We start from the raw sequence: 14,067 nt of genomic DNA, 5'->3' as shown, positions 1-14,067 counted from the left end.
GCTTCGCGCGCTGGGCGGCTACGCAACCGCCGCCAGCTACATAGAGCCGCTGCTGCGCTCTATAGCCGCGCAGCAGACCTGGGACGAGTCGCGTGATATCCGCGGCTTGTGGTGCGGCAGCGCCCCGTCAGTCTCCGGGGCGCGCCCGGCCAGACCGGAAGATACTTTTCAATAGAAGCTGTCTTTATAACAGCGGCTGTCTGTTTTCTTTTAGTGAGTAGCGGTCTACTCAATTACCGGACAATCGCTGCAGGCCCAGCAGAATACGTGACATCCACACCTGAAGCGTTGCCGGTAGCTTGGAGACTTATTTAGTTAGCACTGTGAGACTTAAATGTTGTACATTATGCAACTTTGATTCTCAAATAGCTGTCTGTGCGGAAGGAATGTTGTATGAAATACAGGAATTTATCCCTCTAAGCTGTATGGAGAAGGCGAAATACTGCCTTTTCTACAACAATTTTGGATTGAGACCGCAATGATGAGCGAAATGTTGTATAATGTGCAGGATTTTGGGGATTCACCGGATCACGGCTTTATAAACTCCACTATCATTCCGCTTTATAGCGGCCTCTTAAACAGGAGGGCCTACCCTTCTCTAAGAGGGGGCTCCAGTTTCCTATATGTACAACATGGACCAGGTGCCGATATCGGTGAACCCCAGCTTTTTGTAGATTCATCCGGCTTGCCCTCTTCCAGTACTCAGCGCATAAGCGGGCAACCACCTTTGTGGCTAAACCTTGGCACTCCAGCACTTGGCTGAACTCCCGCAGTACCTGTGATGAACCCGAGAGCATTTCGGCTTTTCCGCTCTTTCTTACCAGCTCCGCGAACCCTTCCACGTCAAAAGAACCCTCCGCAAACGGCAAAAAACTTCCATAGAACCGCAGCATTACCGCTTTGATCCGTCCGGGCCGGTTCATCCATCTCCCCCACAGCTCCATGAAATCCCGTTCGAACCCGAAATTCTCCACATCCCCGACGATAAACAATTGAAGTGCAGGGTCTTTGTGCAGCAGTGTCATCAGCGGAACGCGGACAGCCTCATTGAGCTTGCGTATCACGATTGTTCCTCCTTACATAAGAGAGAGTGTACAGCCGATTCCATAGGTCATATTATAGAAAAAATGCTTTATTCTCGGGAGAAAAGCTGCTGCCAGCCGCCGGAAAATCTGCACACCAGGTTTTAGCAGGAGACCGGAAGAGGCTGCGGGTAACTTTGAGAGGGAAGTTTCTGCTATAATAGAGAACAGTATGAAGTAGGCATGGAGGTAGACGATGGCAAACTATACGCCGATGATTCAGCAGTATTTAAAAGTGAAGGAAGGGGCAAAAGACGCTTTCCTTTTCTTTCGTCTGGGCGATTTCTATGAAATGTTCTTTGAGGATGCCTTGCTTGCCTCGAAGGAGCTTGAGATTACACTAACAGGCCGTGATGGCGGGGTCGGCGAAAAGATTCCAATGTGCGGAGTGCCGCATCATGCTGCCGAGGGGTACATACAGCGCCTGATCGAGAAAGGCTACAAGGTCGCTATCTGCGAGCAGCTCGATGATCCTGCGGTGACCAAAGGAATGGTCCGCCGCGATATCGTCCGTGTAGTTACACCGGGCACCGTGATGGACGGCAAAATTATAACGGACAAAAGCAACAATTACCTCGTCTGTGTGACTGAGGAAGATGGAATGACAGCACTGGCTGCCTGCGATTTAACAACAGGTGAGCTGTATGTCACCTCTGTACTCTCCAGCACCGAATGGCTGCGGGATGAGATCGGCATCTATGAGCCGGCAGAGATTATCGGGGACGCGGCGCTCTTGGAGTTGCTGCGCAGTGAAGCTTCCCTGCTGGCTAAGCCAGTAGTTTATACACCATGGGACAAGCAGGAGGAAGGACTGGCCCGCCGCCAGTTCGGCGAAGCGGCCTGGGTACGGCTGGAGAAGGAACGCGGCCGCTGTCTGGCGCTGCTGATCTCCTACTTCAGCGAGACCCAGCGCCGGTCACTTGGGCAGCTCACCCAGATTTCTCCCTACGAGCCCGGAAATTATATGATTCTTGATCCGTTCACCCGGCGCAATCTGGAGCTGACCGAAACCGTAAGGGAGCGCTCCAAAAAAGGCTCGCTGCTCTGGCTCCTCGACCGCACCGAAACCTCGATGGGCGGGCGTCTGCTGCGCCGCCGGATCGATAAGCCGCTGCTGCAGCGTGCGCCGATTGAACGCCGCCTCGAAGCTGTTGACTATTTGTATAACCAGTTTATCGTCCGCGAGGATTTGCGCGGAGCACTGAAAGAAATCTATGATCTGGAGCGGCTCGTCGGACGGATTGCCTTCGGCAGCGCCAACGGTCGGGATATGAACGCACTGAAGCTGTCGCTGGCGCAGATTCCGGCGCTGAAGGAGATGTGCCTGACATCCGGTTCGGCCACCCTGCGGGAGATCGGCACGTCCATGGATGAGTGCGCAGAGCTCCGGGAGGATATCGAACGTGCCATTGTTGAGGATGCTCCTGTGTCTGTCCGTGACGGCGGAATTATCCGCGGCGGATATCATGAGCGGCTGGACGAGCTGCGTGAAGCCAGCAGCAGCGGCAAACGCTGGATTGCCGAGCTGGAAGCGAAGGAACGCCAGGCGACAGGCATCAAATCCCTGAAGATCGGCTATAACAAAATCTTCGGCTATTATATTGAAATTACCCGCTCCAATCTGTCTGCACTTCCGGAAGGCAGATATGAACGGAAACAGACGCTGGCCAATGCCGAGCGTTATGTTACTCCGGAGCTGAAGGAGAAGGAAGCACTGATCCTGGAGGCCCAGGACAAAATGACAGACCTGGAGTACAGTCTGTTTACCGAGCTGCGTGAGCGGATTAGCGCCCAGGTTCCCCGGCTGCAGGCGCTTGCCGAGAAGGTGGCAGAGATTGATGTGTATCAATGTCTTGCGGCGGTTAGTGCAGAGCACCGTTTCGTGAAGCCGAAGCTGTCCGACAGCTATGACCTGCGGCTCGAAGGCGGGCGCCATCCGGTGGTTGAGGCAGTGCTGAAGGATTCCGCTTTTATTGCGAACGGCAGCACACTCAGCAAGGATGAGGGCAATATCCTGCTGATTACCGGACCGAATATGGCAGGCAAAAGCACGTATATGCGCCAGGTTGCGCTCATCTGCATCATGGCCCAGATCGGCTGCTTCGTGCCGGCATCCAGTGCCGAGGTTCCGCTGATTGACCGTATCTTCACGCGGATCGGAGCAGCGGATGACCTGATCGGCGGCCAGAGCACCTTCATGGTTGAGATGGCCGATATTCAGGTCATGACCGAAAAGGCTACGGCCCGCAGCCTGATCATCATTGACGAGCTGGGCCGTGGGACCTCGACCAGTGAAGGTATGGCTATCGCCCAGGCGGTTATTGAATACGTGCATGATACTATCGCCTGCAAGGCGCTGGTATCGACGCATTTCCATGAGCTGGCTCATCTGGAGCAGAGTCTGGGCGGACTCCGCAACTATTCCATGGCGGTGCAGGAGAGCGGGGACAAGGTCAACTTTCTGCGTAAGCTTGTGCCGGGAGCGGCGGACAGCAGCTACGGAATTTACTGTGCGAGACTGGCCGGACTGCCGGAAGGCATCATCGACCGCGCTTACGGCCTGCTTCAGAGCATTGAACAGGCGTCTCCACCGGGCAGTGTGCCGCTGAACTACGGTACGGGCTATAATGACCGTTCCGGACCTGTGATTCAGGAGAATCAGGCAGCAGCATCCATGGCTGCGGCTCAGCTGGAAGCAGCTGTTTCACTTGCTTCCCCTGCGGAGGAAGAGGACAATGAGGTTGTGCAGCTTTCGATTTTTGGTGAGGACGAGCCGCGCAAGAACCGCAAAGGCGGGGTCGCAGCACCGGCAGCCAAAGAAAATCCGCTCCTGAAAGAGCTGATCTCAGCTGTACAGGGTGCGGATCTGATGAATATGACGCCGCTGCAGGCGATGGGCCTGCTGAATGAGCTGAAGATGAAGGCCAGGGAGCTATAAGCCTGAGAGTATATAAGCGAGTGGGCTAATTAAGGTTTTAGCGGGCTCATTCAGACAGCACTATGAGTTTGCAGCTACATTATTTATAAATCGCGGGGTGAACGAAAATGGCCAAGATTCATGTGCTGGACGAGCATATTGCCAACCAGATTGCTGCCGGAGAGGTAGTGGAGCGTCCTGCATCTGTAGTGAAAGAGCTTGTGGAGAACGCGATTGATGCGGGAAGCACACGTATTGAAGTTTCTGTGGAAGAGGGCGGACTGCAGAGCATCCGCGTCAAGGATAATGGCTCCGGCATAGAGCCGGAGGATTGCGAGACGGCCTTTTACCGCCATGCAACGAGCAAAATCGCCAACGGCCGTGACCTGTTCCTGATCACCAGCCTCGGGTTCCGGGGGGAAGCACTGCCGAGTATCGCGGCGGTATCGAAGCTAACCCTGCTGACTGCCAGCGGTGATGACGGGAAGGGACGGCTGCTGGAGATTGAGGGCGGGAAGCTGATCCGCAATGAGGATGCGCCTTCCGGCCGGGGAAGTGATCTCACCGTACGGGAATTGTTCTATAATACCCCGGCACGGCTGAAGTATATGAAGAGCATCCAGACGGAGCTGGGCCATATTTCGGATGCGATGTACCGTATGGCGCTGGCACATCCGGATATCTCATTCACCTTGCAGCATAACAGCAATCAGCTGCTGCATACGCTGGGCAACGGTGATCTGCTGCAGGTTATTGCCGCCGTGTACGGCACCTCCGCCGCCAAGGCGATGCTGCCGGTCGCAGCAGAGGACCCGGATTATAAGATCTCCGGTTATATCAGCCGTCCGGAATGGACGCGTTCGAACCGTAATGCCGTAACGACGATTGTCGGAGGACGCTATATCCGCAGCAACGGACTGAATGCCGCGATCATGCGTGCGTATCATACGCTGCTGCCGATTAACCGTTATCCGCTGCTGGTGCTGCAGCTCGACATGCATCCGTCACTGGTCGATGTCAACGTGCATCCGGCTAAGCTGGAGGTCCGTTTCAGCAAGGAGACCGAGCTGTATGCATTCGTGGAGCAGCAGATCCGCAGCCTGCTCATGGGACAGAGCCTGATACCACGTCCAACCAAGGAAATTATCGGGGGCAAAAATAGCAGCTCCTTCATTCAGGAGCAGTTCGCCTTTTCCAAAGGGGCGGTTCCGGGAGCTCCGCAGCAAGGTGCTGAGCCAGCTAACCCTGCAGATGCTTCCGCTGGCCGCGGTCCTATCCAAGGGCTGCCTGCTGAAGCTGATGCTCTGCAGGGAGGCAGCAGCCAGCCGCGCCCTGGCGGGAACAGCGCAGCTCCGTTTCCCGGCGGCGCAGCCCCGCTAACCGGCAGCAGTGCTCCGCTGTTCGGCGGTGGGGCCGCTGCCGGGGCTCCGCAGCGCTATCCAAGCGGCGGCAATTCTCTGCCGCCGCAGTCTCAGACCAGGGAGACGGCTGCAGCTTACGGCGGCGGTATCATGCCGCCCGCACCTTACCGGAACGGGACTGCAGCACAGCCGTCATCCCGTCCGCGCGACAGCTACCGTCCGCAGGCTGCTGCGGCTGACCGGGGACAAATGCTAACCGCAGAGGAGTTATACGCCCCTGCGGTTGCTCCTGCCGGAAGCGAGGACACAGGACTCCCGCAATTTCCCGAGCTGAATTATATCGGGCAGCATCACGGAACGTATATTATCGCCCAGAATGACAGCGGGTTGTATCTGATTGACCAGCACGCTGCGCATGAACGGGTGAATTATGAATTCTACTATGAGAAATTCGGCAAGCCGGAAGACGCATCGCAGGAGCTGCTGCTGCCGATCACGCTGGAATTCACGCCTTCGGAGAGCAGGCAGCTCAGCGAACGGCTGCACTGGTTCCAGCAGGCGGGAGTATTTCTTGAGCATTTCGGCGGACAGACTTTCCTGGTCCGTTCCTTGCCGTACTGGTTCCCGGAAGGTGACGAGAAGGCGGTCATCGAGGAGATGGCGGAGTGGGTGCTGAGCGAACGGTCGATTGACCTCGCCAAGCTGCGCGAGAAATCCTCTATTCTCTGCTCCTGCAAAGCCTCGATCAAGGCTAACCAGAAGCTCACAGAGCTGGAAGTGGAATCGCTGCTCTCCCGGCTTGCAGCCTGCCGCCAGCCTTATACCTGCCCGCATGGACGGCCGATAGTCGTCTCCTTTTCTTCCTATGATCTGGAGAAGCTGTTTAAGCGCGTGATGTAGTGGCAGCACTGTACATTTGAAGAGAGCAAGATCGGAGGCAACATGATTATAACCACGGGCTTTAACCCGATACCGGAAATTGTAAACCGGGCCCGGACTCTGGCTGAGCGCACCGGCTGTCTCTATGCGCCCCGTGCCAAGTTATCCATGGCGAAGCTTGTGGATCACTACGGGGACGAACAGGTTCTGGTTGTTCTGCAGGAGGCAGTCCGGCTGATAACGCCGGAAATGCCGCCTATGGAGTTCCATCCCAGCATGGGGTTTGTCCGTGCGAAACGGATCATTAGAGGCGAATCAGACCCCCTGATTGATGCAGCGGGCATGCTGCCCGGAGACAGTGTGCTGGATTGTACGGCGGGTCTCGGGGGAGACTCGCTGCTGTTTGCCGTCACCGGAGGTGAGCATTCCCGGGTTACGGCGCTGGAGAGCTCCCTGCCGCTGTATGCGCTGCTGCTGGAAGGGATGAGCCAATATGTTTCAGGCCAGATTAAGGTGAATGAAGCCTTGCGCCGCATCAATGTCCAGCGGGGTGACCATCTGGAGTATTTGAAGGCTCAGCCGGACAACAGTGTCGATATTGTTTATTTCGACCCCATGTTCCGGGTTCCGCTGACGGATTCAGCGGCGATCTCACCGCTGCGTAAGTTCGCTAATCCCGCCGCATTGTCGGCGGAGAGCGTGGCTGAGGCGGTCAGAGTTGCACGCAAGACCGTTGTGCTGAAAGAGAAGGCGCTCAGCGGGGAGTTTACCCGCCTGGGCTTCACGGAGCTGCTGAGAGCAAGCGCCAAAACATCGTACGGGGTGATCACCATTGACAACAGAGACTAAACGCAAGGTACTCGTGCTGCTCGGTCCGACCGCCGTAGGGAAGACCAGGCTGAGTCTGGAGCTGGCCGGAGCTTTCGGTGCCGAGATCATATCCGGGGATTCCATGCAGGTCTACCGTGGTATGGATATCGGCACGGCGAAGATCACCGAAGCTGAGATGAAGGGGATTCCCCATCATCTGATTGATATTCATGATCCGCTTGAGGCCTATTCCACCGCAGAATTCCAGGAGCAGGGCACCCGGCTGATCGAAGAGATCAGCCGCAGGGGCAGGCTGCCTTTTATTGTTGGCGGGACGGGACTGTATATTGAGTCCCTGTGCTACGGATTCCGCTTCTCCGAGGCGGTGGCGGATGAGGCTTTCCGCAGCGAGCAGGACGCTTATGCAGAAGAGCATGGGGCGGAAGCGCTGCATGCCCGGCTGGCGGCGGTAGATCCGGCCAGTGCGGAGCGGCTGCATCCCAATGACCGGAGAAGAATTATCCGCGCGCTGGAAATCTATCATCAGACTAACATTCCGCTTTCCGACTCTCTTTCAGGGCAAAAGAAGGAATCCCCTTATGAGTTATGCCTTATAGGGCTGACTATGGACCGTAAAAAACTATATAAACGTATTGAAGAACGGATTGATCAGATGCTGGCGGAAGGACTCGTCGCTGAAGTTCAGGGACTGCTTGAGCGCGGCTACAGCAGAAGCCTTGTATCTATGCAGGGACTGGGCTACAAAGAGATTGCCGCCTATCTGGAGGGAGAGACAACGCTTGAGGAAGCTGTGGTCCTGCTGAAGCGCGATACCCGCCGTTTCGCCAAAAGACAGTTATCCTGGTTTCGCCACATGAAGGAAATTCAGTGGATCGACGTGGAGGAGAGTCTGGACTATAATGAGATTTTCGCAATAATTCAGCATAAAATTGCGCAAACCTTTGCAAATTCAATATAACCCTTGAGGTTATACCCCATAAAATCCATTCGTTGCTGCACGAACATGTAAGATGCTTCCAAAGCGTATTCGCGCTTTACCGGAAGCATCTTTTTACATCCTGCTCCATGCCTCTTTTTGCCGAATGTACAGATAACCGGGGGACCCAAATGTTAAAAGCATGAACAGAGAACTGCCCAGAGTGACTATGCGGAAGCTTCCCGCGTCACTGCTGAATTAGAGGATATTGTTGTGCCGGATAAACCTGTTGAAGCGGGGCTACAGCAGATGCTGGAGGTATTGAGATTGACCGGAAGGGCTCCGAAGATTTAATATGTAGTGGAGGGAACTATAAATATAACCATTTCAACTAAAGGGGATTGGGAGAAAAAACAACTGAAAAATCAGGGTTTATCTTTTATTAACTTTCAAAGGGTTTTATAAATGAGCTGATTTCATCCATGTGTTAACGTTTCACATACCATATCAGCCTGTTTTATTACATTGCTGTGCTTGCAGAATACATGGTATAATAGCAGGAAAGTTTCTCTAAGGTGTTGAATATACTTACGAACAATCTAATTGAACCATTGGGGGTACGTCATATGAACAAGTCCATTAACATCCAAGATACGTTCTTGAACCAGCTGCGCAAAGAGAATATCCCTGCTACAGTATATTTGACCAACGGTTTCCAAATCCGGGGAATTATCAAAGCCTTCGACAACTTTACGATTGTCATCGACAGCGACGGGCGCCAGCAGATGGTGTACAAGCATGCGATTTCCACGTTTACACCACAGCGCAGCGTATCGCTGATGCAGGACAATAATAACGAGATTTAAGATTTTACAGCCTTGAAGCGAAACCTTTTTGTTTATCAATCGTTTGAATAGAGAGTGCGAGAGAGCAACCTGCGAAGGTTGTTCTTTTCATTCGTGACCATAATTCATGATTTTTCCGCTAAGGGAGTCAGGAGGCAAAATGTCCAGAGACCAACTAACCAGGAATGGCGGCAATAGAAACAGAGGTAGCAGCACGCCGAATTCCAAAGGGAAACCAAAGAAAAAGAAAAAATTTCTAACCAAGAAACGTGTATTGTGGAGTTTGTTTTTTGCAACGGCACTGGCGATTTTTTGTGCGCTGGGCGGCTATTTGTTCATTATGCTGAACGGGCAGAAGCTGCTGGAGGAGAACCAGGGTAAATTGACCGTGAATCCGCCGACGCAGATTTTTGACCGGAATGCGAATCTGATCGGAGAGCTCGCCCTGGAGAAAAGTGATCCGGTGGAATACGAGGATCTTCCCGAGATGCTGATCACCGCTTTTGTAGCTACCGAGGATAAAAGGTTTTTCGATCACAAAGGTGTGGATTTCTGGTCCATCGGACGGGCGGCGGTGAAGGATATTGCGGCACGCAGCATGGTTGAAGGCGGAAGCACCATCACCCAGCAGCTTGCGAAGAATATCTTCCTGACCCGGGATAAGACCTTCTTCCGCAAAGCGACAGAGGTTTCGATTGCTGTTGCGCTGGAGAATAAGCATACCAAAGAAGAAATTATCACGATGTATTTGAACCGGATACCTTTCGGGGGAACCATTTACGGCATCAAGGCCGCCTCTATCCGTTATTTCGGTGAGAGTAATTTGAACCAGCTGGAGCTGTGGCAAATCGCTACACTGGCTGCGATGCCGAAGGGGCCTTCCCGCTATAATCCGCTGCGTAATCCGGAGCTGTCCAAGGAACGCCGCGCGGTTGTGCTCCAGCTTATGTATGATCAGAAGGCGATCACAAAGGAACAGATGGATGAGGCTAAGGCTGTTGACTATAACTATACGCCGCCTGAGAGCAGCAAGCAGCGTTACCAGGCATTCATTGATTATGCTATCGACGAGGCTGAGGATAAATTCGGGCTTACCGAAGATGATCTGAATATCGGCGGTTATAAGATTTATACAACGATGGATAAGCATGCCCAGGAGACCATTGAGGATGCTTTTGCCGACAGTGATAATTTCGAGAAAAGCGTGGACGATGAGCTGGTGCAGGGTTCGATGACGATCATCAACCAGGAGAACGGCAGTATTGTGGCGCTGATGGGCGGACGCAATTATGAGAAAAAAGGCTACAGCCGCGTTGACGGCAGCCGGCGTTCTCCCGGTTCAGCGTTCAAACCGCTGGTTGCCTACGCACCGGCGCTGGAATCCGGCAAATTCACGAATGATTCGAGGCTGAGCAATGAGAAGCAGTGCTTCGGCAAATATTGCCCGAACAATCTGCATGGCTATTCGACAACGATCAGCATGGCGGATGCCTTAACGAAATCAGAGAATATTCCGGCGGTATGGCTGCTGAATGAGATCGGTGTGAACACCGGCTTCCAGTTCGCCAAGAAGCTTGGCATCAATCTGAAGGATGAAGACAAGAACCTGTCGCTTGCCCTCGGCGGGATGAGTGAAGGGACGAATACACTGGAGATGGCCCAGGCCTACAGCGCATTTGCCAATGGCGGAGAGCTGCGGGATGCCTACTCCATTAAGTCGATTGCCGACAGCGATGACAAGACGGTCTATAAGGCCAATACCACCGCTGAACGGGTGATGAGCGAGGATACGGCTTATCAGATGACTGAGATGATGCAGAAGGTCGTACAGGATGGCACGGGTAAAAAAGCCAGAATTAACCGTCCGGTAGCCGGTAAGACAGGAACCACCCAGAGCGGCTACGAAGGAATCAGCTCTAACCGCGATGTCTGGTTCGTCGGCTATACACCGGAATGGACAGCAGCCGTCTGGATGGGCTATGACAAGCCGAGCAAGAAACATCTGCTCAAGAACAGCAGTCCGCTCGCGGCAGCATTCTGGGGCAAGGTCATGGAGGAAGCGCTGGAAGGCGTTCCTGCCAAATCGTTCCCGGTTCCCAAAGGCTCGGCAGAGGTTGAAGCTACACCGACACCTGAGGCGACTCCGGTTGTAACCGGTCTGCAGGCGGCTTATGATGCCTCGACCATGACGGTCAACCTGAGCTGGAATCCGGTTGAAGCTGCAGGGGTGGACTACCGCATTTACCGCCGGGAAACCTCAGAAGCAGATTTTACTCAGCTCCTTAACACGAGCACTGGCAGTGTCGGGGATATAAGTGCGATGCCGGGACTGTCTTATGAATATTATGTAACAGCTTATTATCCGGAGCTTGATGTGGAAAGTGAGCCTTCGGATATCGTAACGGTGTCCGTGCAGGATGAACTGCAAACGCCGGAACCTGAACCAACACTCGATCCGAACCTGCCTACGGATGACACTGGCAACGGCGGCAACTCCGGTAACGGGGAAAACGGCGGTATTCCGGGTGATGACGGCTCCGGCAACAACGGAAATGGTAATGGTAACGGAAACGGAAACGGAAATGGTAACGGCAACGGCAACGGCAATGGCAACGGCAATGGCAATGGAGGCAGCGGCAATAACGGCGGAACAGTAACACCTCAGCCTGAAATAACACCGCCGCCCGTGCAAAGCACACCGCTGCCTACGCCGGCTCCGGAAGCAACCGGTACTACTGGCGAACCTGTAACGGATCCTGCTACAGATCCGGGCAGCGATCCGAATGCCGGTTTTGTAGAAGGCGTTAATACTACGCAGTAGGTAGCAGCGGTTTAATAAAATCCATGGAACCATTTGACCCCCGGGGGTTTTCTGGTGACTGGGATCACAGTGATATTTTGAGTGTCTAAGCGAAATGTGTTAAGCTGAAGGCACCATTATCTGAGAGGGTTATTCATATGAAACGTAAATTCGGAGACCGGGCCAACTGGCGCCGGATTACGCGCCGCCATTTTGCCTGCCGCTATGTGGAAACCCGGGAATTCAGCGGTTACATTACACTGTATACCATTTACGGGCTGAAGGAGCCGTTGTGGAAGAGCTATGGCAGGCATACATACCGCATTGCGGACAAAGGGTATTCATGGCTACAGTATTTTCCCAAAGACAGCCACTATATTGTGACGGCCATGTTTGACGAACGGCAGAATATTGTACAATGGTATATCGACACCTGCAAGGTTCAGGGAGTAACAGACCAAGGGGTTCCCTGGTTTGATGATTTGTACCTGGATGTTGTGGTGCTGTGGAACGGTGAAGTGTTCTTGCTGGATGAGGATGAGCTGGAGGAAGCGCTGGAACGGGACGATATAACTGACAGTGACTATAATTTAGCCTGGTCTACAGCGAATACGATACTGCGCAGTATCGATGCTCATGCCTTCCCTTATTTCTCCCTTTCACTGAAGCACCGTGCCGAATTGTTTCATCACGGAGAGTTCAGGAGGAAATAATAATGGAATGGTATGTCTATCAAAGAGGTTCATCTCCCATTCGCAGAGTCACCCGGAAGCGCCACTACCGTATGAAGCGCATGTTGTGGGCTGCACTGATTCTGCTCATCGTTGCCGGACTGATCTGGTGCGCTGTGGCATTTAGCAGAATTAACAGTGCAGAAACAACCGCGCCTATGGTGAAAGCGGATGCAGGTGTAATTCTGGGAATGTCGATGTGGGGGGATGAACCCAGTCCGGGTCTGAAGGAGCGGCTGGATTATGCGCTTGAGCTCTATCGTTCAGGAGTATTCACCCATTTTGTGGTTTCCGGAGGTCTGGATCACCCCGATTACAAGTATACTGAAGCCGAAGGAATGAAGAGGTATCTGGCGGCACATGATGTGCCGGAGGATGTGATCTATCTGGAGAATCAGTCTACCAGCACCTATGAGAATCTTCTGTTCAGTAAGGCTGTCATGCAGCAGGAGGGCTTGTCTTCTGCAGTTATCATTACGCATGATTTCCATGGCCGCCGTGCGCTGGAGATTGCACGTGAGCTTAAGTTCAAGAACCCGGAGCTTGGGGTTACGGAGTCTAAGGTCATGTCGATGTTCAAGTACAAGACACGCGAAATTCTCGCCTATACCAAATGGAAAATGCAGCAGTTATCTTTATAAATCTGCTAATTTCGGAAACTGCTAATAACACCCCCTGTACCGGAATAGACTGTTTAGAGCAAGTCAGCCCTGTATAATGAGGTGAACAAGGTGAACGGACATGTAGCGGCGGCAAGTGGACGGGATGAAGGAAGACCGTCACGGCAGATCAATATTGTGCTGAGGAATCAGGATCCGGCGCCGGTGGCCAGCTCACCCACAGACAGTGCCAGCGGACCGGCCCCCTCCAAAAATCACAGCCACAGCGGACTGTTCCAGGAACTCAGCCGGGAACTGGACGCGTTAGTAGGTCTGGATAATATCAAAGAGCTAGTTTTTGAGATATATGCCCTGCTGCAGGTAGCGCAGATGCGCAGTGAAGCCGGACTCGCCAGCGGGGGCCAGGCCTATCATATGGTCTTCAAGGGAAATCCCGGCACAGGCAAAACGACCGTAGCACGGATTGTTGCGAAGCTGTTCCAGCGGATGGGTGTGCTCAGCAAAGGCCATCTCATTGAAGTGGAACGGGCCGATCTTGTGGGCGAATACATCGGGCACACTGCCCAGAAGACGCGGGATCTGGTGAAAAAGGCGCTGGGCGGCATTCTTTTTATCGATGAGGCCTATAGTCTGGCCCGCGGGGGAGATAAGGATTTCGGCAAGGAAGCCATCGACACACTGGTGAAATCCATGGAGGATCACCGGAGCCAATTTGTGCTGATTCTGGCCGGTTATTCCGGGGAAATCGACTATTTTCTGATGAGCAACCCCGGTCTGCCCTCACGGTTTCCGATTCAGGTGGAATTTCCTGACTATACGATTGACCAGCTGCTGCAGATTGCCGAGCTAATGGCCAAAGAACGCGATTATATTCTGATGCCGCAGGCCATACTCAAACTTAAGCAGGCTTTACTGCTTGAAAAAACAGAAAGTCTGCATGCCTTCAGCAACGCAAGGTATGTGCGCAACAGTATTGAGAAGGCGGTGCGCTCGCAGGCGGTACGGCTGCTGAATCAGTATGAAAGCACAAGTCCCGGCAAGCAGGAGCTGATGACACTGCGGACGGAGGATTTCAAATTGTAAGA

At 53.5% G+C, this 14,067-nt stretch carries 10 protein-coding genes; 9 read left to right on the top strand and 1 reads right to left on the bottom strand.

Annotated elements, in window-relative coordinates; translation table 11 throughout:
- Positions 1-551: 551 nt before the first annotated feature.
- On the bottom strand, positions 552-1,064 hold the full coding sequence (locus QW71_RS38020; RefSeq protein WP_052770035.1) for a hypothetical protein: 513 nt from the start codon (positions 1,062-1,064) through the stop codon (positions 552-554).
- Between the two features lie 214 nt (positions 1,065-1,278).
- On the opposite strand from QW71_RS38020, the gene mutS reads away from it, so the two are divergent.
- From mutS to QW71_RS14500, 9 genes are all read left to right on the top strand, one after another.
- A complete protein-coding gene (gene mutS, locus QW71_RS14540) occupies positions 1,279-4,020 on the top strand; it encodes a DNA mismatch repair protein MutS (protein WP_039299267.1) in 2,742 nt (913 codons plus the stop codon).
- Between the two features lie 107 nt (positions 4,021-4,127).
- The gene (gene mutL / locus QW71_RS14535; protein WP_039299265.1) at positions 4,128-6,260 is read left to right on the top strand and encodes a DNA mismatch repair endonuclease MutL; all 2,133 of its coding nucleotides are present in this window, start codon (positions 4,128-4,130) and stop codon (positions 6,258-6,260) included.
- A 42-nt stretch (positions 6,261-6,302) separates the two neighbouring features.
- Positions 6,303-7,088 (top strand): class I SAM-dependent methyltransferase, encoded by a 786-nt coding sequence (locus QW71_RS14530; protein WP_039299263.1) that lies wholly within the window; start codon positions 6,303-6,305, stop codon positions 7,086-7,088.
- Positions 7,072-8,028, top strand: a complete 957-nt coding sequence (miaA, locus tag QW71_RS14525; protein ID WP_039299260.1) for a tRNA (adenosine(37)-N6)-dimethylallyltransferase MiaA — start codon at positions 7,072-7,074, stop codon at positions 8,026-8,028. The genes QW71_RS14530 and miaA overlap by 17 nt, the downstream gene beginning before the upstream one ends.
- 584 nt (positions 8,029-8,612) lie before the next feature.
- Complete coding sequence (gene hfq / locus QW71_RS14520) at positions 8,613-8,852, top strand: RNA chaperone Hfq (RefSeq protein ID WP_039299258.1); 240 nt, start codon at positions 8,613-8,615, stop codon at positions 8,850-8,852.
- 139 nt (positions 8,853-8,991) lie between these two features.
- Complete coding sequence (locus QW71_RS14515; protein ID WP_039299255.1) at positions 8,992-11,652, top strand: PBP1A family penicillin-binding protein; 2,661 nt, start codon at positions 8,992-8,994, stop codon at positions 11,650-11,652.
- Between the two features lie 137 nt (positions 11,653-11,789).
- Positions 11,790-12,344 carry a DUF402 domain-containing protein gene (locus QW71_RS14510; RefSeq protein WP_039299253.1) on the top strand — a complete coding sequence of 185 codons (555 nt, stop codon included), beginning with the start codon at positions 11,790-11,792 and terminating at the stop codon, positions 12,342-12,344.
- A 2-nt stretch (positions 12,345-12,346) separates the two neighbouring features.
- Entirely contained in the window at positions 12,347-13,003 is a 657-nt protein-coding gene (locus QW71_RS14505) for a YdcF family protein (RefSeq protein ID WP_039299249.1), read from the top strand.
- Between the two features lie 90 nt (positions 13,004-13,093).
- The gene (locus QW71_RS14500; protein WP_039299245.1) at positions 13,094-14,065 is read left to right on the top strand and encodes an AAA family ATPase; all 972 of its coding nucleotides are present in this window, start codon (positions 13,094-13,096) and stop codon (positions 14,063-14,065) included.
- The last annotated feature ends 2 nt before the right edge of the window (positions 14,066-14,067 follow it).

The sequence above is a fragment of the Paenibacillus sp. IHB B 3415 genome, from assembly GCF_000802655.2.
Taxonomy (GTDB): Bacteria; Bacillota; Bacilli; order Paenibacillales; family Paenibacillaceae; genus Paenibacillus_AQ; species Paenibacillus_AQ phytohabitans.
This window is presented reverse-complemented; position numbering and strand designations above follow the sequence as displayed.